The organism is Kitasatospora sp. NPDC004272, assembly GCF_053603035.1.
Genome location: NZ_JBSGET010000150.1, coordinates 1 through 20,765, shown reverse-complemented (window position 1 = coordinate 20,765; position 20,765 = coordinate 1). Strand labels below are relative to the sequence as shown.

General features: G+C 72.6%; 22 protein-coding genes. 9 read left to right on the top strand and 13 right to left on the bottom strand.

Annotated elements, in window-relative coordinates:
- Positions 1 to 85: 85 nt before the first annotated feature.
- Both ACWEO5_RS32545 and ACWEO5_RS32540 read right to left on the bottom strand, forming a co-directional pair.
- On the bottom strand, positions 86 to 733 hold the full coding sequence (locus tag ACWEO5_RS32545) for a response regulator transcription factor (protein WP_344549984.1): 648 nt from the start codon (positions 731 to 733) through the stop codon (positions 86 to 88).
- Complete coding sequence (locus tag ACWEO5_RS32540) at positions 721 to 1,980, bottom strand: histidine kinase (protein WP_452165751.1); 1,260 nt, start codon at positions 1,978 to 1,980, stop codon at positions 721 to 723. The genes ACWEO5_RS32545 and ACWEO5_RS32540 overlap by 13 nt, the downstream gene beginning before the upstream one ends.
- 135 nt (positions 1,981 to 2,115) lie before the next feature.
- Between ACWEO5_RS32540 and ACWEO5_RS32535 the strand changes: the two genes are divergently transcribed.
- The 4 genes from ACWEO5_RS32535 to ACWEO5_RS32520 all read left to right on the top strand — a co-directional run bounded on the left by ACWEO5_RS32535 (position 2,116) and on the right by ACWEO5_RS32520 (position 6,649).
- Positions 2,116 to 2,622, top strand: coding sequence for a hypothetical protein (locus ACWEO5_RS32535; RefSeq protein WP_452165750.1), 507 nt, complete (start codon positions 2,116 to 2,118; stop codon positions 2,620 to 2,622).
- The gene (locus ACWEO5_RS32530) at positions 2,619 to 3,614 is read left to right on the top strand and encodes a hypothetical protein (protein WP_452165749.1); all 996 of its coding nucleotides are present in this window, start codon (positions 2,619 to 2,621) and stop codon (positions 3,612 to 3,614) included. The genes ACWEO5_RS32535 and ACWEO5_RS32530 overlap by 4 nt, the downstream gene beginning before the upstream one ends.
- Positions 3,615 to 4,047: 433 nt before the next feature.
- Entirely contained in the window at positions 4,048 to 4,626 is a 579-nt protein-coding gene (locus tag ACWEO5_RS32525) for an NADAR family protein (protein WP_452165748.1), read from the top strand.
- A gap of 316 nt (positions 4,627 to 4,942) precedes the next feature.
- Positions 4,943 to 6,649 carry a hypothetical protein gene (locus ACWEO5_RS32520; protein ID WP_452165747.1) on the top strand — a complete coding sequence of 569 codons (1,707 nt, stop codon included), beginning with the start codon at positions 4,943 to 4,945 and terminating at the stop codon, positions 6,647 to 6,649.
- Between the two features lie 110 nt (positions 6,650 to 6,759).
- On the opposite strand, the gene ACWEO5_RS32515 is transcribed toward ACWEO5_RS32520, so the two are convergent.
- Positions 6,760 to 8,142 carry a glycine--tRNA ligase gene (locus tag ACWEO5_RS32515; protein WP_344549989.1) on the bottom strand — a complete coding sequence of 461 codons (1,383 nt, stop codon included), beginning with the start codon at positions 8,140 to 8,142 and terminating at the stop codon, positions 6,760 to 6,762.
- 271 nt (positions 8,143 to 8,413) lie between these two features.
- Here ACWEO5_RS32515 and ACWEO5_RS32510 point away from each other — a divergent pair, with 271 nt between their 5' ends.
- The 4 genes from ACWEO5_RS32510 to ACWEO5_RS32495 all read left to right on the top strand — a co-directional run bounded on the left by ACWEO5_RS32510 (position 8,414) and on the right by ACWEO5_RS32495 (position 11,791).
- Positions 8,414 to 9,391, top strand: a complete 978-nt coding sequence (locus tag ACWEO5_RS32510; protein ID WP_452165746.1) for a metal ABC transporter substrate-binding protein — start codon at positions 8,414 to 8,416, stop codon at positions 9,389 to 9,391.
- Positions 9,392 to 9,498: 107 nt separating this feature from the next.
- Positions 9,499 to 10,323 (top strand): metal ABC transporter ATP-binding protein, encoded by an 825-nt coding sequence (locus ACWEO5_RS32505; RefSeq protein WP_452165745.1) that lies wholly within the window; start codon positions 9,499 to 9,501, stop codon positions 10,321 to 10,323.
- Positions 10,320 to 11,336 carry a metal ABC transporter permease gene (locus tag ACWEO5_RS32500; RefSeq protein ID WP_452165744.1) on the top strand — a complete coding sequence of 339 codons (1,017 nt, stop codon included), beginning with the start codon at positions 10,320 to 10,322 and terminating at the stop codon, positions 11,334 to 11,336. Before ACWEO5_RS32505 ends, ACWEO5_RS32500 begins: the two co-directional genes overlap by 4 nt.
- A gap of 35 nt (positions 11,337 to 11,371) precedes the next feature.
- On the top strand, positions 11,372 to 11,791 hold the full coding sequence (locus tag ACWEO5_RS32495) for a Fur family transcriptional regulator (protein ID WP_344549993.1): 420 nt from the start codon (positions 11,372 to 11,374) through the stop codon (positions 11,789 to 11,791).
- Positions 11,792 to 11,933: 142 nt separating this feature from the next.
- On the opposite strand, the gene ACWEO5_RS32490 is transcribed toward ACWEO5_RS32495, so the two are convergent.
- The 4 genes from ACWEO5_RS32490 to leuA form a co-directional block, all read right to left on the bottom strand.
- Complete coding sequence (locus ACWEO5_RS32490; RefSeq protein WP_452165743.1) at positions 11,934 to 12,761, bottom strand: isoprenyl transferase; 828 nt, start codon at positions 12,759 to 12,761, stop codon at positions 11,934 to 11,936.
- 2 nt (positions 12,762 to 12,763) lie between these two features.
- On the bottom strand, positions 12,764 to 13,510 hold the full coding sequence (recO, locus tag ACWEO5_RS32485; RefSeq protein WP_344549995.1) for a DNA repair protein RecO: 747 nt from the start codon (positions 13,508 to 13,510) through the stop codon (positions 12,764 to 12,766).
- Between the two features lie 257 nt (positions 13,511 to 13,767).
- Entirely contained in the window at positions 13,768 to 14,313 is a 546-nt protein-coding gene (locus ACWEO5_RS32480) for a TerB family tellurite resistance protein (RefSeq protein ID WP_452165742.1), read from the bottom strand.
- Positions 14,314 to 14,775: 462 nt separating this feature from the next.
- Positions 14,776 to 16,560, bottom strand: coding sequence for a 2-isopropylmalate synthase (leuA, locus tag ACWEO5_RS32475; protein ID WP_452165741.1), 1,785 nt, complete (start codon positions 16,558 to 16,560; stop codon positions 14,776 to 14,778).
- 366 nt (positions 16,561 to 16,926) lie between these two features.
- Between leuA and ACWEO5_RS32470 the strand changes: the two genes are divergently transcribed.
- Positions 16,927 to 17,193 (top strand): protealysin inhibitor emfourin, encoded by a 267-nt coding sequence (locus ACWEO5_RS32470; protein ID WP_344549998.1) that lies wholly within the window; start codon positions 16,927 to 16,929, stop codon positions 17,191 to 17,193.
- A 33-nt stretch (positions 17,194 to 17,226) separates the two neighbouring features.
- Here the strand turns inward: ACWEO5_RS32470 and ACWEO5_RS32465 are convergent, their stop codons facing one another.
- From ACWEO5_RS32465 to ACWEO5_RS32440, 6 genes are all read right to left on the bottom strand, one after another.
- Complete coding sequence (locus ACWEO5_RS32465) at positions 17,227 to 17,940, bottom strand: alpha/beta fold hydrolase (protein ID WP_452165740.1); 714 nt, start codon at positions 17,938 to 17,940, stop codon at positions 17,227 to 17,229.
- A 31-nt stretch (positions 17,941 to 17,971) separates the two neighbouring features.
- A complete protein-coding gene (era, locus tag ACWEO5_RS32460; protein WP_344550000.1) occupies positions 17,972 to 18,901 on the bottom strand; it encodes a GTPase Era in 930 nt (309 codons plus the stop codon).
- A 171-nt stretch (positions 18,902 to 19,072) separates the two neighbouring features.
- Positions 19,073 to 19,234, bottom strand: a complete 162-nt coding sequence (locus ACWEO5_RS32455) for a hypothetical protein (protein WP_452165739.1) — start codon at positions 19,232 to 19,234, stop codon at positions 19,073 to 19,075.
- Positions 19,235 to 19,384: 150 nt separating this feature from the next.
- Positions 19,385 to 19,738 (bottom strand): cytidine deaminase, encoded by a 354-nt coding sequence (locus ACWEO5_RS32450; protein WP_452165738.1) that lies wholly within the window; start codon positions 19,736 to 19,738, stop codon positions 19,385 to 19,387.
- Between the two features lie 81 nt (positions 19,739 to 19,819).
- A complete protein-coding gene (locus ACWEO5_RS32445) occupies positions 19,820 to 20,359 on the bottom strand; it encodes a DUF4383 domain-containing protein (RefSeq protein ID WP_452165737.1) in 540 nt (179 codons plus the stop codon).
- Entirely contained in the window at positions 20,356 to 20,598 is a 243-nt protein-coding gene (locus ACWEO5_RS32440; RefSeq protein ID WP_452165736.1) for a hypothetical protein, read from the bottom strand. The genes ACWEO5_RS32445 and ACWEO5_RS32440 overlap by 4 nt, the downstream gene beginning before the upstream one ends.
- Between the last annotated feature and the right edge of the window lie 167 nt (positions 20,599 to 20,765).

The following is a 20,765-nucleotide window of genomic DNA, read 5'->3' as shown; positions in this document are numbered from 1 at the left end:
GGCCCGGGCGGCCCCGGGGCCGGCAGCCAGCGGGAGAGCCGGCCCGGCGCGGGAGCCGCCCGGGGTTCGGGCGGTGCGGTCCGCGTCACTGGCTGACCTCCAGGAAGCGCAGCACCGCGAGCACCCGCCGGTGGGTCTCCTCCGCGGGCGGCAGGTCGAGCTTGGTGAGGATGGAGTTGATGTGCTTGGAGACGGCGCTGTCGCTGACCACCAGGGACTCGGCGATCGCCGTGTTCGAACGCCCTTCGGCCATCAGCGCCAGGACGTCCCGCTCCCGGGGCGTTAGCCGGTGCAGCGGATCGCTGTCCCGCCGCAGCAGCAGTTGGGCGACCACCTCGGGGTCGAGGGCGGTGCCGCCCTGGGCGACCCGGTGCAGTGCCTCCACGAACTCGTCCACGTTGGCGACCCGCTGCTTGAGCAGGTAGCCGACGCCACTGGTGTTCTTGGCCAGCAGGTCTGCGGCGTAGCGCTCCTCGACGAACTGGGAGAGCAGGACGACCGCGGTGTCGGGCCACTGCCGTCGGATCATCAGTGCGGCCCGGACGCCCTCGTCGGCGAAGCCCGGGGGCATCCGGACGTCCGCGACGACGATCTGCGGACGGTGCTCCTCGACGGCGGCGAGCAGCGCCTCGGCGTCCCCCACCGCGGCGGCGACCTCGTACCCCTCGCTCTCCAGTACCTTGACGATGCCGATCCTCAGCAGGACCGAGTCCTCGGCGATCACAGCTCGCACGGCAGCTCCATGGTGATGGTGGTCGGGCCCCCGCGGGGGCTGGTGATGGTGAACGATCCGTCGACCGAGGCGGCGCGTTTGCGCAGGCCGGTGAGGCCGCTGCCCCGGCCGGCCTCCGCCCCGCCGACACCGTCGTCGGTGATGGTGATGCGCAGCCGGTCGGCCGACCGGCGCAGGACGAGGTCGACCCGGGAGGCCCGGGAGTGCTTGGCGGCGTTGGCCAGCGCTTCGGAGACCGTGAAGTAGGCGACCGCCTCCACGGTGGGGGCTATCCGGCCCGGGAGGTCGACCGTGAGGTGCACGGGGACAGGGCTGCGGGCGGCGATCCCGGAGAGCGCCGCGTCGAGTCCCCGGTCCTCCAGGACCGCCGGGTGCAGGCCGCGGACCAGGTCGTGGAGTTCCTTGACGGCGGCCTGAGCCTCCTCGTGCGCGGCGGTGATGACCTCCATGGCTTCGGGCGGGAGGTGTTTGAGGGTGCGCCGGGCGAGGCCGAGGTTCATCGCGAGCGAGACCAGGCGTTGCTGCGCGCCGTCGTGCAGGTCCCGCTCGATGCGGCGCCGCTCGGCGTCGGCCGCGTCCACCACGTCCACCCGGCTCCGGGCCAGGTGCTCGACCCGCCGCTCCAGCACCTCCGCCCGGTTGGGGCCGAGCAGGGCGCGGACCGTCCACAGGTCGACGGCGGCGAACAGGGCGGCGAGCCAGGGGGTGGCGGCCAGCAGGAGCAGGCCGCCGACGGTGGCGGAGACGCCCTCGACGGCCCAACCCGGTCTGGTGCGCAGGGGGTTGTCCGGCGGCAGCAGCCACACCCAGCCGAAGAAGCCGAGCAGGACGGCCGACGCACCCCAGAGGGCGAGCACCAGCCCGGCGCACAGGGCCTGCAGCGGAGCGACCACCAGGTGGTGGACCGCCTGGCGCCACGTCAGCCCCGCGCGGAGCCGGACCAGCCACGCCGCCTCCGGCGGGACCCGGCCCGGGACCTCCACCCCGCGCAGGGCCCGGACCCGGCTGCGCTGGGCGGTGGTCAGCAGGTCGAGGAGGACCACCGCCAAGAGCAGGTACATCAGCACCAGGCCGTGCGGACCGTTGAGGACCATCACGGCGGGCAGGCCGAACGGGAGGCCCGCGGCCAGGAACAGCGAGTCCCGTCGAGCGCTCGCGGACCACGGCGTGCGCGCGGCCAGGGCGGCACGGACCGCGGCTCCCCGGGCTGCCCGGTGCGGTGGCGTATCGATCTTCGACTGGGACATGCGGATCAGCGTAGGGTCCGCCCGATTCCGGCATCCATGGCGTGGGCCTCCGTCTTTATGGTGTAGCTGGCTACACCATAAAGACGGAACCGCAGGCTACCGACAGGATCTTTGCGTCGAAGGATTCTTGACGGCATGACGAACACGAACCTGCTCCGCTGCGGCCGCGTCCCCTTCTCCTCCGTCTGGGCAACGGCCCCCGGCTTCTCCCACACCTGCCCCGAACTCTCCGACGGGCCCGGCGAGTCGGGGCTGATCACCGCGATCGGCCCCTGGGTGGCGCGGCTGCGCACGGGCCGCCGTCCGGCCATGGAGGTCTACGAGTACGGCGAACTGCTCGACGTCGTGGTCGACTCCCCGCTCGGCGGCTCCGGGTTGCGCGGAGCACGGCGCGATCCGTTCGGAGGCCCGGGGAGAGGGCCGGTCTCGTGCGCGTGGGGCCGGCTGCCGCCCTGCGGAACGGCCCCGCCGGTGCGCTTCCTCACCGGCGGTCTGCGGCGGCGGGCCGCCGGAGCCGCTGCGGTGCGGGTGACGGGCCGGTTCTGGTTCGGCTCGACGGCCGGGCAGTTCCGCTGGGCACGACTGCCGACCGCGGCCGGCTGCGCCTGCGCCGACCGCCCGGCCCGGGGGAGGACGACGTGATCGGGTCCGTCCGCACGCCCGTCCCCGCCGGTGCCGGTGGCACCGTCCGGCCGGGGCGGCCCGCGGTCGCGGGCCGACGGGCCGGTCGGCTGCGGGCCGAGGTGCTGTTCCTGGGCTGCGGGGTGCTCCTGCTGCCCTGGGCCGCTCTGCTCGCCGCCTTCCCCGGCGGCCGCCCCTGGGCCGTGCTCGACCTGGGCGAGGCAGCAGCCCTGTGCACGGTCGGCGTACGGCTGCGGCGGAGCCTGAGCCCGTTCTGGCCCGCTGTTCTGGCCGGTGCCCTGCTGGTCCTGGACGCCGGGTGCGACCTGGCCACCGCGTCCGGCGGCCGCGAACTGCTGGCCGCCCTGCTGATGGCGGCGTGCGCGGAGCTGCCGTTGGCCGCGAAGTGCTGGTCGACGGCGTTCCGGAGGAGCAGTGCCCCGGTGCCGGCGGCCGGTCGGCGTCGTCGCCCCCGGCTGCTCCGGGAGCGTGCCGCCCCCTCGTCTCCGGCGGGCGAGCGGCCCGCCGGGTTCCCCGCGGAAGGAGTGTCTGTGCAGAACGTCCACCTGACGGTGCAGTCCGTTTCGGGCGTGGTGACCGGCGTCCAGGCCAGCCGGGTGTACGCCGGAATGTCGCGCCGGTTGCGGGTGACCGGCGACGAGCCGGTTCACCGGTCCCCCGGTCAAGCGTCACGCCCCAGCTCCGGCAGGGACTCCTCGACGACCCCGGCCGCGAGCGGGTACGGCCGCCCGGTGCGACCGCCCGACCGAGCGGCGGCGGCCGGGCCGCAGGCCCGAACCGGGCACTGGGCCTCCGGGCGTCGCCCGGATCGGCCGTGCCGGGTGGCGTCCGCTGGTGCGGGAGCGGCCGGCTCCGCGAGGGGCGGGCCCGGGGGTCCCGGCGTACGGCACCGCCTCGCCGCGGAGCAGCGGTGCCGCTCCGGGGAAGTGCGCTCGCGGCAGTCCCACCGGTACGCGGCCGGCTCGCGCCGCCGTTCCTCGGCCGGAGTCTGAGCGGCCCTTGGAGCGGCCCCTGAACGGGCCGCCCGTCCCCTGCCCTTCCCTCGCCGCCCTGAACAACGCGCCCGGTCCCGGGCCGGAAGGAGTTGCCTGGTCCTGCGGTGATCCGGCGGACACCACCGTCGATCCGATCGTCCCCTCTCCGCTGTTCTCCCTCCGGGGTCTTCCGATCCTTGATTCCTGCACAGTGCGATTCGCCCTGCCGACCGACGACCACGTTCCGGCCATCGGCCCCCTCCCGGGGTCGCGCTCGCCGGTGCGGCGTGCGGCCGGCGGGCGCAGTGCCGTACGCCGTCCGGCACGAAAAGAACGGGCGCCTGGCAAGCGGCACGACCTGGAGAGGTGCCCCGGGTGCGGGCGGGCATCACCGCGGGTGGCCGCAGGAAAATGAAAAGCCGACGGCCGGGGCCGGTGCGAGGATGGCGGCATGACGACGAACCCGCCCCTCCCGCCGCACGAGACGCGCACCCGCGAGCAGTTGGCGGCTGCGGTCGGTTCCGGGGCACACCCGAAGTACCTGCGCTTCTGGGGGCACCGGCCGCAGCGGGGCGGGCAGATCGGGCCCGGAGCGCTCAGTCAGTGGTGGCCCTCCCCGTTCACCGTCGACGGGGTCCGGTACCTCACCGCCGAGCACTGGATGATGGCCGGGAAGGCCCGGCTGTTCGAGGACGAGGAGGCGGTCCCGAAGATCCTCCGGGCCCGGACGCCCGCCGAGGCCAAGAACCTCGGCCGTCTGGTCAAGGGGTTCGACGAGGAGCAGTGGGTGGCGCACCGCTTCGAACTGGTGGTGACTGGCAGCACCGCGAAGTTCGGGCAGGACGAGCGGCTCCGCGCGTACCTGCTCGGTACCGGTCAGCGCGTCCTGGTGGAAGCCAGCCCGCTCGACCGGATCTGGGGCATCGGGTTGGCGGCCGACGACGAACGGGCGGATTCCCCGTCCCACTGGCGGGGTCTGAACCTGCTCGGCTTCGCGCTGATGGAGGCGCGGACGCGACTGGCGAGCTGATCTGGCCACCCCAACTCCAGCCAGCGAATGGGGAGTTGACTGCACCCGGCACAAGCAGGGCAAGCCGGACGGTTCTTGGCCGAAATTCACGATTTCCACCGGTCTCCCGCACCGCACCGGCCACTCGCACCCCCATCTCGAAAAGGTTAAGACTTGCTCCCGTAACGTGGCCGCCGTACGCCAGCGCCAGGATGGCCACCAGTCGTTGTGTTCGGAGGCCGGTCGGGTGGCCTCCGTGGAGAGGTCGGGGCGGGGCGCGATGACCGTACGCGATACGGGGCCGGATTCGGCCGATGTCCAGACGCTCAGAGCGGAGTTGGACGAACTACTGAGAGCACGCCAGTTCGCCGCGCAGCGCGAGCGCAGACTCGCCGAGGCCGTCCGGGCCGGCCACGAACCCGACCACGCGCCCATGTACGGCCGCCCACCCCGACAGCCCGACCCCGAGCTGATGCGACAGCTCGCCCAGGCCCAGAACCTCCGCGAAGGACTCGGCGCACGCTGTCTGGAACTGAGTGACCGCCTCCTCGCCGCCGAGGACCGGCAGTTGGCGGGCCGACTGGCAGACGGCGCCCCGCCCTCGCCCGCGCCCGCGCACGCGCCCGCGCCCGCGCCCGCGCCCGCCACCACAGCGAACGGCACTCCCGGGCACCTCCCCGCAGACCCCTGGTCCCACCGCTCGACCGGGCCGACCGCCCGCCCGGCTCCCCCGCAGCGCGCGTTCCCGACCGGAGCCCGCTTCGGCGGAGGACCCCACACCGAACCCGCCGGTGCTCCGGACGGCACAACCGGCGACACGATCGACCCCGCCCCGGCCACCGACCCCCCGCCACTTCGCGGCGCCCGCTTCAGGATCAGCCGGACCCGCCGCGCCGCGCGGAAGAACGACGACCGCACAACCTCCGCCGGCGCCCCGCCCGGCACCGGCGAACCCGACCCGATCGACCGCCCCGGCGGACCGGTTGCCGGAACGAACGAACCCGTCGGCACCTCGTGGGCCAGAACACCCCTTCCCGGCAAGGGCTTCGACGACCACAGAACCCAGAGCGCCGCCTCCGCACAGACATGGCGCCCCCGCACCGGACGCGACCATGGCACGGACACCCGTACGGGTACGGGTACGGGAACCGTCGCAGGTAGTGGCTCCCCCACCGGCGACCGCGACACCGGCAACCGCAACACCGGGTTCGAGGGCTCCGGAGCACCCGGGGGCTCCGGAGCCGCCGGGGGTGGCACCGCGGCACCCCCGACGACGGGCGGGGCCCGGCCCCGGACGGGTGCCGAACTGATCACCCTCGTCCAGCGGATCACCGACCTGCACCGACAGGGCGCGGTGCACGAGTCCGCAGCCGTCGTGGGCCAGGTGGCGCTGGTGATCGCGCCGGCCGACCTGGTCGGGCTGGCCACCCTCCTGCGCAGCGAGGGACCGACCGGTTCCTCCACCTACCTGGCCAGGTCGGTGGCCCTCGGCGCTCCGGAGCACGCGGCGGCCACACTGGCGGAACTGCGCCGCGAGGGACTGGTGGAGGAGGCGGCCGACCTGTTCCACGCCCTGTGGACGGTGAGCGCACAGGCCTTCCCCGCCCTGCTCGCGGCGCTGGAACAGTCGGGGCAGTCGGCCGACGGACAGACCCTGCTGTGGGAACGGGCCTCCGCGCCCGCCAATGAACTCTCCGAACTGACAAGGAACTTGCGGGCGTCAGGGCGTTCCGGCGACGCCCGTCACCTGCTGCGCCAGGCTGCGGGCCGACCGGTCGGGGAGGTCGCGGCGATCGCCGCGGCGCTGGGCGAGGAATCCGCCACCGAACTGGTCGGCGAGCTGGTGCGGATGCGTTCGGCGGACGACGTCGGCCAGTTCGCGGCTGCGGTCCGGGATTCGGTGGAACTGTACAACGCGGTGCTGTTCGCCGCGGACGGCCTGGAGGAGGGGCGGGCCCGCAGCGCGTTCGCGGCGCTGCGCACCGCGGGGCTGCCGACCGAACCGGCCCTCCGGCCCAGGTCGAAGTCCCGTCAGCGCCGCTGAGCGGACGACCGCACCGGCGGCGAAACGCCGTCCGGCCGGTGGGCGCCCCCGCTCGGGACGCTCACCGGCCGGACGAAGAAAGCGCGGCCCTGCTACTCCGGCGTCCGGTGTCAGCAGCCGATCAGGCGGGTGGCCAGGTAGGACTTCACCTGGTCGAGCGACACGCGCTCCTGCGCCATGGTGTCCCGCTCGCGGACGGTCACCGCGTTGTCCTCAAGGGTGTCGAAGTCGACGGTGACGCAGAACGGGGTACCGATCTCGTCCTGGCGGCGGTAGCGCTTGCCGATCGCGCCGGCGTCGTCGAACTCCACGTTCCAGGCGGAGCGCAGGTCGGCGGCGAGGCCGCGGGCCTTCGGCGAGAGGTCGGCGTTGCGGGAGAGCGGGAGCACCGCGACCTTGACCGGGGCGAGCCGGGGGTCGAGCCGCATGCCGACGCGCTTCTCCATGACGCCCTTGGCGTTCGGCGCCTCGTCCTCGAAGTAGGCGTCGAGCAGGAAAGCCAGCATGGCGCGGTTGAGGCCGGCCGCGGGCTCGATCACGTACGGGAAGTAGCGCTCGTTCGCATCCTGGTCGAAGTACTTGAGGTCCTGGCCGGAGTGCTCGCTGTGCACCGTCAGGTCGTAGTCGGTGCGGTTGGCCACGCCCTCCAGTTCGGAGAACTCGCTGCCGCCGAAGTTGAAGCGGTACTCGATGTCCACCGTGCGCTTGGCGTAGTGGGACAGCTTCTCCTTGGGGTGCTCGAAGAAGCGCATGTTCTCGGTCCGCAGGCCGAGGTCGACGTACCAGTTCCAGCGCTGTTCGAGCCAGTACTCGTGCCAGGTCTCGTCCTCGCCCGGCTTGACGAAGAACTCCATCTCCATCTGCTCGAACTCGCGGGTGCGGAAGATGAAGTTGCCGGGGGTGATCTCGTTGCGGAAGCTCTTGCCCACCTGGGCGATGCCGAACGGCGGCTTCTTACGCGTGGTGGTCTGGACGGCCCGGAAGTTGGTGAAGATGCCCTGTGCCGTCTCGGGGCGCAGGTAGGCCAGGCCGGAGGCGTCCTCGGTGACACCGAGGTGCGTCTTCAGCATGCCCGAGAACTCCTTGGGCTCCGTGAAGGCGCCCTTGTTGCCGCAGTTCGGGCAGTTGAGGTCGGCGAGGCCGTTGGCGGGCAGCTTGCCGTGCTTGGCCTCGTACGCCTCTTCCAGGTGGTCGGCGCGGAAGCGCTTGTGACAGGAGAGGCACTCGGTCAGCGGGTCGTTGAAGGTCGCGACGTGGCCGGACGCCTCCCAGACCTCGCGGGCCAGGATCACCGAGGAGTCGATACCGACGACGTCCTCCCGAGCGGTGACCATCGCGCGCCACCACTGGCGCTTGATGTTCTCCTTGAGCTCGACTCCCAGCGGACCGTAGTCCCAGGCGGCGCGGGTACCGCCGTAGATCTCGCTGCAGGGGTAGACGAAGCCACGGCGCTTGCTCAGGCTGACGATCGTGTCGATCTTGTCGGCGGCCACAGTGCTCTCTTCAGTACGACGGCACGGTCAGGGCGCCGCTGGTTGCGCGCGCCCGAATAACTCAGGGTACCGGGGATGCGGGGGCGGGGATCAACTCGATAGTGGCACGGGCGGGCCGCCGGGTGGCTGTACCGGGAGTGAACAGCAGTGCGCCCTCCGGCGTGTTGGCGGTCGGCGGAGGCGCGGCGGAACGGGCGCCCGGCACCGGTACGCGACGCCCCTGCCCTATGCAAGTTGACAATCATTTCCAGATAAGATGAGAATGGTTGTCATGAGGATTCACCGCCCGTCCCCCCGGATAGCACTCGCTGCCGCCGCCGTCACCGGAGCACTACTGCTCTCCGGCTGCGGCGGTGTCAGCAACGCGGCAGGCAAGGACGGTGGCCGACTGGACGTGGTGGCCTCCTTCTACCCGATGGAGTACCTGACCCGGCAGATAGGCGGGGAGCACGTCAAGGTCACCGACCTGACCGCCCCCGGGGTGGAACCGCACGACCTGGAGCTGACGGCCAAGCAGGTCGCGGCCGTCGAACGGGCCGACGCGGTGGTCTACCTGAAGGGCCTGCAGCCCACGGTGGACAAGGCCGTCGCACAGTCCCACGTCGAGCACGCGGTGGACGCCACCGCCGTCTCCCCCCTGGTGGACCACCACCTCGACGAGGGCGGGGAGGAGGGGGCGGACGGGAGCGAGGCGCACGACGGCGAGCACGGGCACGAGCACAGCGGCCCGGCCGGAGACCCGCACATCTGGCTCGACCCGACCCGGTACGCGGCGGTGGCCCGCGCCGTGGGGGCCCAGCTGGCGGAGATCGACCCCGCCAACGCCGCCGACTACCGGCACAACACCGACGACCTGGTGACCCGGCTGACCGCCCTGGACCAGGAGTTCAAGGACGGCCTGGCGAACACCGGCACCCGGACCTTCGTCACCAGCCACGCCGCGTTCGGCTACCTCGCCGACCACTACGGACTGGAGCAGGTCGCGATCAACGGGGTCGACCCGGAGGCCGAGCCCACCCCGTCCCGGATGGCCGCGATCCAGCGCGCCGCCAAGGAGAACGGCGTGACCACCGTCTTCTTCGAAGCCCTGGTCAGCCCCAAGCTGGCCGAGACCGTCGCCGCCGACCTCGGACTCAAGACCGCCGTGCTCGACCCGCTGGAAGGGATCAAGGAGCCGGACCGGAACGACTACTTCTCCGTCATGCGGCAGAACCTGACCAACCTGCGGGCCGCGCTCGGCACCCGCTGAGCCCACGAGCAACCGACCCCGCGAACCCACGCGCCCACGCGCCCACGCGCCCACGCGCCACCGAGCGGACACCTGAACGAGCGGCGAGAACAGAGCGAGGAATCACCATGAGTGCTGTCACTGCCCCGACAGACTCCGACCGGCCGCGTCCGTCCTCCCCCGAGGACGCCGGGCCGGCGGTCGTCGGCCTCCGGGGCGCGGTCGCCACCGTCGGGGGGCGGCCGGTGCTGCGCGGCGTCGACCTGAGCGTCCGGCCCGGCGAAGTGGTCGCCCTGCTGGGCGCCAACGGGTCCGGCAAGTCCACCACCGTGAAGAGCGTGATCGGCTCGGTACCGCTGGACCGGGGCAGCCTGGAGCTGTTCGGGCGGCCGCACCGCAAGTTCCGGGACTGGCACCGGATCGGGTACGTGCCGCAGCGCACCACCGCGGCCGGCGGGGTGCCGGCCACCGTGCGCGAGGTGGTCTCCACCGGGCGGCTGCCGCAGCACCGCCTGCTGCCGTTCCGCCGCAAGGACCGGGCCGCGGTGGATCGGGCACTGACCGCCGTCGGCATGCTGGACCGGGCCGGCGACGGCGTGGCCCACCTGTCCGGCGGACAGCACCAGCGGGTGCTGATCGCCCGCGCCCTGGTCGGCGTCCCCGACCTGCTGATCATGGACGAGCCGATGGCCGGGGTCGACGTGGACAGCCAGCAGGTGCTCGCCGAGATCCTCCGCAACGAGGTCGAGCGCGGCTGCGCCGTGCTGCTGGTGCTGCACGAACTCGGACCGCTCGAACCGCTGATCGACCGCGCCGTGGTGCTCCGCGACGGCTGCGTCGCCCACGACGGGCCGCCGCCCCGGGGCGTCGGCCAGCACGCGCTGCCCGGCCACGACCACGTCCACCCGCACGCCGACGACCACCACCGCACCACCCAGGGGCTACTGGCATGATCGAGATGTTCCAACCCGACTTCATGCAGCGGGCGTTCCTCGCCGCCGTCCTGGTCGGCGTCACCGCGCCCTCGATCGGCATCTACCTGGTGCAGCGCCGGCAGGCGCTGATGGGCGACGGCATCGGGCACGTCGCGCTGACCGGTGTCGGCCTCGGCTTCCTGTTCCAGGCCAACCCGATGTGGACGGCGGTGCTGGTCTGCGTGCTCGGCGCCGTCGTGATGGAGCTGGTCCGGGCCCGCGGCAACCAGCGCGGCGACATCGCGCTGGCGATGCTCTTCTACGGCGGCATGGCCGGCGGCAAGCTGCTGGTCTCGATGAGCAGCCAGTCCGGTGCGGGCAGCCTGGAGAGCTACCTGTGGGGCTCCATCCTGTTCGTCTCCCCCGGCGACCTGGCGGTGATCGGCCTGCTCGCGGCGGTGGTCCTCGCGGTCACCCTGGGTCTGCGGCGGCAGCTGTTCGCGGTGTGCCAGGACGAGGAGTTCGCCCGGGTGACGGGCCTGCCGGTACGGGTGCTGAACCTGCTGCTCGCGGTGATGGCCGCGGTCACCGTGACCGTCGCCATGCGGGTGGTCGGCCTGCTGCTGGTGAGCGCGCTGATGGTGGTCCCGGTGGCGGCCGCCCAGCAGCTGACCCGCTCCTTCGCGGCCACCCAGGCCACCGCGATCGGGGTGGGCGTGGTGACGGCGCTGTTCGGCGTCGGCACCTCCTACCAGGCCGACCTGCCGTCCGGCCCGACCATCGTGTTCCTGGCTATCCTCACCTTCGCCCTGTTCAGTGCGATCGCCGCGCCGCTGGCCAGGCGGCGCCACCGGGCGTCCGCCGAGCACGGCCCGGCGGTGTGCGACGTGGTCCTGCCCGGTCCGGCCGGGGACTCCCCCGGTGACCCGGGAACCGCGGGGGGCCGGATCGCAGTCCTGGAGGGAACGGAGCCGGTCCGGGCAGCGGCGGGAACGACGGTCGATGCGCCGCGGTCGGGGGAGTCACTGTCAAGTCGGGGGCTGGCACAATGATGTGCGAAACCACCCGATCAGCAGGAGGACCCACGGTGACCACCGCAGGCCCGTCGCCGCGCGCGCGTTCGACTCGGCAGCGCACCGCCGTCTCGGCGGTCCTGGACGAGATTGAGGACTTCCGCAGCGCGCAGGAACTGCACGACATGCTCAAGCACCGGGGCGACTCGGTGGGTCTGACGACCGTCTACCGCACCCTGCAGTCCCTCGCCGAGGCCGGTGAGGTGGACGTGCTGCGCACCGCCGAGGGCGAGGCCGTCTACCGGCGGTGCAGCAGCGGGCACCACCACCACCTGGTGTGCCGGCACTGCGGGGCGACCGTCGAGGTCGAGGGCCCCGCGGTCGAGCGCTGGGCCAACGCGGTCGCCGCCGAACACGGATTCAGCGACATCGCGCACACCCTGGAGATCTTCGGCACCTGCGGCGAGTGCGCCGCCAAGCAGCAGGAGCAGTAACCGCCCGACGGCCGGGCGGCAGCCACACCGTCCGCCCCGGGCAACGGCCACGGCGAGGGCAACGGCCACGGCGAGGGCCCGGATCGGAACAGTCCGATCCGGGCCCTCGGCCGTACCCGCCCCGCGCCGCGCGCGTCCGCGGTCAGCGCTGCGGCGGGAGCCCGGTGGCGACCTCGTTGGGGAGCGCGCCGCCGAAACGGCGGTCGCGTCGGGCGTACTGCTCGCAGGCGCGCCACAGGTCGCGGCGGTCGAAGTCCGGCCAGAGCACGTCCTGGAAGACCAGCTCGGCGTAGGCCGACTGCCAGGCCAGGAAGTTGGAGGTGCGCTGCTCGCCACTGGGGCGCAGGAACAGGTCGACGTCCGGCATGTCCGGGTAGTAGAGGTACTTGGCGAAGAGCTTCTCGTTGACCTTCTCCGGGTTGAGCTTCCCGGCGGCGACGTCGCGGGCGATGGCCAGCGCGGCGTCGGCGATCTCGGCCCGCCCGCCGTAGTTGAGGCAGAAGTACAGCGTCATCGCGTCGTTGTTCTTGGTCTGCTCCTGGGCGACTTGGAGCTCCTGGACCACGCTCTTCCACATCCGCGGCATCCGGCCGGCCCAGCGGATCCGGATGCCCATGGCGTCCATCTCGTCGCGGCGGCGGCGGATCACGTCCCGGTTGAAGTTCATCAGGAACTTCACCTCGTCCGGGGAGCGCTTCCAGTTCTCGGTGGAGAACGCGTACAGCGAGAGGTTCTTGACCCCGACCTCCAGGCAGCCGCGCAGCACGTCGAGGACGACGCCCTCGCCGACCCGGTGGCCCTCGGTGCGGGGCAGTCCGCGCTCCTTGGCCCAGCGGCCGTTGCCGTCCATGACCACCGCGACGTGGTTGGGGACCAGTTCGCCCGGGATCTTCGGCGGCTGGGCGCCGCTCGGGTGCGGGGCCGGAGCCTCGTACGTCCGCTTGCTGCCGAACAGCCGTCGCGCGACCATGCTCACTTCTCCACGTATCTCATCGAGCGGATGCCCCGCTCCAGGTGCCACTGCAGGTAGGCGGCCACCAGCCCGCTGCCCTCGCGCCAGTACCGCGGCTCGCAGCCGTCGGCGGTCTGCCAGTCTCCGGAGAGCAGCGCGCCGAGCAGTACCAGTGTCTCAGGGGAGGGTACGGCACTTCCGGGCACCCGGCAGTCGCCGCACAGCACGCCGCCGGCCTGGAGCGAGAAGAAGCGGTTGGGGCCGGGCAGGCCGCAGCGGGCGCAGTCGGTGAAGCTCGCGCCGTAGCCGTTGACGGCGAGCGAGCGCAGCAGGAACGCGTCCAGCACCAGGTGCGAGTGGTGGGTGCCGGCGGCCAGCGTGCGCAGGCCGCCGACCAGCAGGAGGTACTGCTGGACGGCGGGCTGGCCCTCGTTCTCGGCGAAGCGCTCGGCGGTCTCCAGCATCGCGGTGCCCGCGGTGTAGCGGGCGTAGTCGTCGACGATCCGGGCGCCGTAGGGGGCGATGGTCTCCACCTGGGTGCACAACGGCAGGGTGCGGCCGACCAGTTCGCTGCCGCGGCTGAAGAACTGGACGTCGACGTGCGAGAACGGTTCGAGGCGCGCGCCGAACTTCGACTTGGTCCGGCGCACCCCCCGGGCCACCGCCCGCACCTGACCGTGCTGGCGGGTCAGGAAGGTGATGATCCGGTCGGCCTCGCCGAGCTTCTGGGTGCGCAGCACGATGCCGTCGTCGCGGAAGAGACTCATGGTGGAACCCATTGTCCCGCACCCCGCCGACAACCCGGCCGGACGGACCAGCGGACGGACCCGCGGACGGGCCAGCGGACGGACCCGCGGAGGGGCCGGGCGGCCAACGGCGCGCAGCCGTGAACCCGCACCGGGGTTGTGGGGGCTTTCACCCGTGCGGTGCGGGACACGGCGGGCCCGGGAGGGGGATTTCGGGCCCGGCTCGTGGGTGGTGCGGAAGGACGGGAGCGGAACGGACGGCAGGGGATCGGGTCGGGTCAGTGCGGGGCGCGGGTGGCCGCCTCCAGCAACCGGTCGACCTGCTGCTCGGTGAGGCGCAGGCAGCGGCCGACCACGGCGAGCGCGGCCCGCTCCTGCGGGAGGTAGCGGCCGTCGGCGAGGGCGACCACGGCGCCGAGGGTGAGCAGCCGCTCCCGGCCCTGGAGGGCGAGGTGCGGGGCGAGCGGTTCGAGCGCGGCGTGCAGTTCGACGGCGAGACCGCCGCCCTCGACGTCCACGTCGATCGGTTCGCCGCCGCCGTGCCCGGAGAGCGCGGCCAGCGCGGCCAGCACCTGGGCCTCGCCGCAGTCGTCGAACCCGGCCTCCCTGATCACCGTGCAGGCGGCCTCGCGCCCGCTGCGCCCGGCGGTGCCGCCGGCCGCGAGCGCGGCCAGGGCGATGGTGTACTGGGCGTCCCGGAGCATCGCGCCGAGCCGGACCGAGGTCAACTGGTCCAGGGCGTCGACCCCGTAGCGGCCGCGGCAGGAGGTGCACTGGACGCTGCGGACCACGCCGCCGAGCGGCAGGACCGGGGTCCCGAGCAACCGCAGCCACCGCCGGCCGTGTTGCCGGCGGTAGTTGCGGTCTCCACCACAGCCCGGGCAGAAGAATTCACCGAGGACATCCGTCCGCCACCGAGGGCGAACACCCCACAACCCTGTCACGGCGCCACTCCCCAGACATGGCAGGCGGCCTGCACATCAATGGGCAGGTCACGCGTCCGGACGCCCGAGTCGTCCCACCGACCCCGGTTCCGGTCCGACGATGTTGCCACGGTTACAGGCTCGTGTCAGCACCCTGAACGGGTGCCGGGGAGAAAATTTGTGACCGGGGCCACATGTGATCGACGACACCACCCGAACGCCCGCACCGCGGGCCGGATATCTCCTGATGATCCGTCAATGTCCGCGCCCGGCGAGGGCCGCAAGACCGACGGGCCGGAAACGCGGAGGGGACCCGCCGGTGGCGGGTCCCCTCGGAGCGCGCGGGAGCGCGGGTGGCGGGCGTCAGTCGCGCTGCGCCGCCCGGTTGACGGCGCTGACCAGGGCCTTCAGCGAGGCCAGCACGGTGTTGCCGTCGACGCCCACGCCCCACAGCACCTTGTCGCCGACGGCGCACTCGACGTACGCGGCGGCCTGCGCGTCGCCGCCCTCGCTCAGCGCGTGCTCGGCGTAGTCCAGGACGCGGACGTCCACGCCGATCGAGGCCAGCGCGTTGACGAACGCGGAGACCGGGCCGTTGCCGGCGCCGGTCAGGACGACCGGGGCGCCGTCGACGACGGCCTCGGTGCTCAGCACGTCGCGGCCGTCCTCGGTGGTCAGGCTGCGGGAGCCGCTCAGCGAGATCCGGCCCCACGGGTTGGCCGGAGTCGGCAGGTACTCGTCCTGGAAGACCGCCCAGATGTCGGCGGGGGTGACCTCGCCGCCCTCGGCGTCGGTCTTGGCCTGGATGATCCGCGAGAACTCGATCTGCATCCGGCGCGGCAGGTCCAGCTTGTGGTCGTTCTTCAGCACGTAGGCGATGCCGCCCTTGCCGGACTGCGAGTTGACCCGGATGACCGCCTCGTAGCTGCGGCCGACGTCCTTCGGGTCGATCGGCAGGTAGGGCACGCCCCAGGTGTGCTCGGAGACCGGGACGCCGGCGGCGGCCGCGTCGGCCTCCAGGGCGTCGAAGCCCTTCTTGATCGCGTCCTGGTGCGAGCCGGAGAAGGAGGTGAACACCAGGTCGCCCGCGTAGGGGTGGCGCTCGGCCACCGGCATCTGGTTGCAGTACTCGGCGGTGCGGCGGATCTCGTCGATGTCGGAGAAGTCGATCATCGGGTCGACGCCCTGGGAGAACAGGTTCATCCCGACGTTGACCAGGTCCAGGTTGCCGGTGCGCTCGCCCTGCCCGAACAGGCAGCCCTCGACCCGGTCGGCGCCGGCCATCACGGCCAGTTCGGCGGAGGCCACGCCGGTGCCCCGGTCGTTGTGCGGGTGGGTGGACAGGCAGACGAACTCGCGGCGCGACAGGTTCCGCGACATCCACTCGATCTTGTCGGCGTAGACGTTCGGAGTGGAGCGCTCGACGGTGGTCGGCAGGTTCAGGATGATCTCGCGGCCCTCGCCGGGCTGCCAGACGTCCATCACCGCCTCGCAGACCTCCAGCGCGTAGTCCAGTTCGGTGTCGATGAAGATCTCCGGCGAGTACTCGTAGCCGAAGACCGTCTCGTCGCCCAGGATCTTCTCGGCGTACTCCATCACCAGGCGGGTGCCGTCCACCGCGATGGCCTTGATCTCGTCCTTGCTCGCCTTGAACACCACCCGGCGGAACAGCGGCGAGGTCGCGTTGTACAGGTGGACGGTGGCCCGCGGGGCGCCCTTCAGCGACTCGACGGTGCGCTCGATCAGGTCCTCGCGGGCCTGGGTCAGCACCGAGATGGTGACGTCCTCGGGGATCGCGCCCTCGTCGATCAGCGAGCGGACGAAGTTGAAGTCGGTGGCGCCGGACGACGGGAAACCGACCTCGATCTCCTTGTAGCCCATCTTCACCAGCAGGTCGAACATCTTGCGCTTGCGGGCCGGCGACATCGGGTCGATCAGCGCCTGGTTGCCGTCGCGCAGGTCGGTGGACAGCCAGCGGGGGGCCCGGGTGATCACCTTGCTCGGCCAGGTGCGGTCCGGCAGGTCGATGGTGCCGAAGGGTACGTAGCGCTGGAACGGCATCCCCGAGGGCTTCTGCTGCACGGTGGCGGCGGTGATCGGGGTGGGGCGGTCGATGAACGCGCGGGCGACGGAGGACTGTTCGGTCATGGGTGAGGCTCTCGGCTTCCCTTGTCGAAGGCTGTCTGCGGTCGGGGGATACAGGACACCCGAACTCGGCCGACTGGATGCGCCGCGAAAGATCACACTGGGCGCAACACGACTCCCCGCGGCGAGGGGGCCGGCCTTGACTGGACTACAGGCCCTCGCCGCGGCAGCTAAGAAGAAGCAGCCGGATACGCATGATGTCGCCACTGTAACAAGACCGGGCGGGGCGGTGCAGTGAGCCCCGCCACGATCCCACCCACTGAGACGGCGCCCCCGCTCCCGCCGCCCCCGCGGCACGACCCGAACGGGCTGCGGGGAGTTGGTGAAAAGCCTCGGCAAACCCCTTCGTTGCGTAGCACACTGACAACCATGCGTATCCAGGTCACCCGCACCGGCGGGTTCGCCGGCCTGCTCCGGTATGCCGAGATGGACACCGCGGAGCGCCCGGACGCCCCGCACGTGCACGCCCTGGCGCGAGAAGCGGTGGCCGGCGGACTGCGCGCGCCCGCGTACGGCGTGCCCGACGGCTTCCACTACGAGATCACCGTCGACGGCCGCACCGTCCACTGCGCCGACCCCAAGCTCACCGACTCCCAGCGCGAACTGGTCAGCCTGGTGCTGCGCGAAGGAGCCTGACGCGCCGTCAACCTGGCGCCACGGGGCGGGAGTTCAGATCCATTCGTGCAGCGAGGCCAGGAAGCCCGCCGGGTCGTCGCGGTGGATGCAGTGCCCGGCGCCCGGCACGGTGCGCACCTCGAAGCCGCGGCGGCGCAGCTCGGCGGCGTCCTCGTCCGTCACCAGGGTGCTCGGGTCGGCGAGCTGGACCAGCGAGGGGACGACCGGGGCGTCCGGCAGCACGGACAGCCCGGGGTACGCCCAGAGGCCGAGCGCGGTGTCGCTGTCCCAGCACGCCAGCGAGGCGAGTTCGACGTCCACGTCCTCGGTGGCCCACTTGGGGTGCATGCCGGTGATGAACGCCCTCGTCCCGAAGCGCTTGAAGCCGATGAACGGCTCCGGCCCGAGCCCGGGGCGGACGTACACGAACGCGGGGTCGCTGTAGACCGCCCGGGCGGGCTTCAGTCGCTCGACCGCCAGCCGGAGCGCCAGGGCGCCCATCGAGTGGCCGATCGCCAGGTCGGCGCCGACGGGCAGGGTGTCGACCAGGTCCTCGGCGAACCGCTCGGGACCGTACCGCTCGGCGGGGGTCGCGCCGGTGCCGCGCGGGGAGGCGCCGTGGCCGCGCAGGTCGACGGCGAGCACTCGGTAGCCGCGTTCGGCGAGCGCCGGCCCGATCACCCGCCAGGTGCGGTGGTCGCCCTGGATGCCGTGCACCAGCAGCGCGGTGCGCCCGCCCGTGCCCCACTCGTGGGTGTGCAGTTCCATCCCGGTCGACCCCTCCCCGCGCGACGCCCTGTCAGAAGCCGAGCTTACGCAGCTGCTTGGGGTCGCGCTGCCAGTCCTTGGCCACCTTGACGTGCAGGTCCAGGTAGACCGGGGTGCCCAGGAGCGCCTCGATCTGCTTGCGGGCGGTGGTGCCGACGTGCTTGAGCCGGGAGCCCTTGGCGCCGATCACGATGGCCTTCTGGCTCTGCCGCTCGATGTACACGTTGGCGTGGATGTCCAGCAGCGGACGGTCGGCGGGGCGGCCCTCGCGCGGGATCATCTCCTCGACCACCACGGCCAGCGAGTGCGGCAGTTCGTCGCGCACGCCCTCCAGCGCGGCCTCCCGGATCAGCTCGGCGACCATGGTCTGCTCGGGCTCGTCGGTCAGGTCGCCGTCCGGGTACAGCGGCACGCCCTCGGGCAGCAGCTTGGTCAGCAGCTCGGCCACCAGCTCGACCTGCTGGTCGCCGACCGCCGACACCGGGATGATCTCGGCCCACTCGATGCCGAGTTCGGCACCCAGCTGGTGGACGGCGATCAGCTGCTCGGCCAGTCGCTTGGAGTCGACCAGGTCGGTCTTGGTGACGATCGCGACCTTCGGCGTCTTGCGGATCTCGGCGAGCTCCTTGGCGATGAACTTGTCGCCGGGGCCGAGCTTCTGGTCGGCGGGCACGCAGAAACCGATCACGTCGACCTCGGCCCAGGTGGTGCGGACCAGGTCGTTGAGCCGCTCGCCGAGCAGGGTGCGGGGCTTGTGCAGCCCGGGGGTGTCCACCAGCACGAGCTGGGAGTCGGGGCGGTGCACGATGCCGCGCACGGTGTGCCGGGTGGTCTGCGGTCGGTCGGAGGTGATCGCGACCTTCGTCCCGACCAGGGCGTTGGTCAGGGTCGACTTGCCCGCGTTGGGACGGCCGACGAAACACGCGAACCCGGAGCGGTACGGGGAGGAAGGGGCATTCATGGCACCCATTGTCGCCGATCCCCGGGGCCGCCCCGCTCACCGGGCACGCCCGGGCGTCGCCGCCGACCGCCCGAGCGCCCCGCCCGACCGCGCAGTCGACCACCCGTCCGACCGTCGACCACCCGTCGAGCCCGACCGACCGTCGAGCCCGACCGGCCGTCGTCCGGCCGCTCAGTCGGCCTTCTGCTTGCCGCCGCCCGTGATCGCGCCGACCAGGACGAGCACCAGCAGGGTCAGGGTGCCGGCCAGCCACCACGGGGAGCCGGTCTCGTGCCAGCGCCCGAAGCCCATGACGCAGAGGATCAGTCCGCAGAAGAACGCCGCGACGCCCATGTCCCCTCCCCCGCCGGGACCGGCCCCGGCCGGTGCGATTATCGCACCCAGGGGGTGGGCGGAAAGGGCGGCAGGGCTCCCTCCGGACGCCCCGCCCACCCGGCTTCCCGCCCCGCCCCGCCCCGGCGGGTCTCACTCCCCCGGCGGGCCTCACTCCGCTGCGGCGGCCAGCTTCAGCGCCCCGTCCGGCCCGGCCAGCAGCACCGGCGTCCCGGCTCCGCCCAGGTCCCGCACGGCGGCCAGGTCGTCCGCCGCCGGGACGTCCGCCTCGGACACCAGCGCGGCCGCCTCCAGGCCCTTCGCCCCGCTCGCCACCGCCATCGCCACCGCCGTCTGCAGCGCGCTCAGCTTCAGCGACTCCAGCGCCACCGTCCCGGCCACGTACGTGCGTCCGGTCTCGTCGCGCACCGCGGCCCCCTCGGCCACGCCGTTGCGGGCGCGGGCCGAGCGGGCCAGCGTGATGATCTTCTTGTCCTCGGGGTCCAGCTCGGAAATCTCGGTCATGGCCCGAGCATAGTTACCACCCGCCGCCCTCCGGTCGCCCAGCCCGGGACGCGGGGTCAACCGGCCCGGGCCCGGCGGTCGTCAGTGCCCGGTCGGCTTGGGCGGGCCGGGCCGGAGCACCTTCACCAGGGCGGGCGGGCCGTTGGGCTGGTCGGCGGCCTTCGCGTGCCGCTCCTTCCAGTACGGGTTGTCCTGCGGCAGGTGGCTGCTGACCCGGCCGTACATGCCGAAGGTCAGCACCACGAAGCCGAAGACGAAGCTGAAGATGACGTTGGAGATGTGGAAGGCGAGCCGGTTGGCGCTGGAGTCCAGCACCGTCAGGCCGACGAAGCCGGCCAGCACGAACAGCACGCCCATGATCATGTTGACGTTGGAAGCGGTGTTGCCGCCGATCACGGCGCCCAGGATCAGGATCCCGCCGGCCACCAGGGAGAGCACGCTCAGCGCCCCGTTGCTGGACAGGCCGATCACCTCCTTGCCCGAGGTGTCCAGGAACCCGGGGTGGGCGCCGGTCAGCCCGAGGATGCCGAACACCACCAGGAACAGCCCGCACAGGCCCGCGCCGTAGCGGTAGACCGTGCCGAGCCGGTGGTCGACCGGGAGTTCGTCGTGCAGTTTCACCGGGTCCTCCCCGCGTGGTCGGACCGGAGGAACGGCACTTCGTGGAGGTACAGCGACCCGCACTGCTGGCAGCAGTGCAGCCCGGTGCCCCAGGCCTCCTCCGGCCTGCTCTCGGCGTCCGAGGCGATCTCGGCGCCGCACATGCCGTGCGAAGGGTCGGCGGCACGGACCACGTGCCACCTGGCCACCCCGCCGGCCGGCCCGCTCGGGCCGTACTCCGCGCGCAGTAGATGTGCCATGTCTTCCACGGTGCGCACGCCCCGGGCGGCATGGCAAACGGGCTCCTGGACGGGGCGTCCCAACCGGCACCGCCGATTGGGACGCCCCGTCCAGGAGCCCCGAACCGGGGGGCCCCCCACAGGGGGGCAGGCGCCCAGGCGGTGAGGGTCTGGCAGTCAAACAGCGC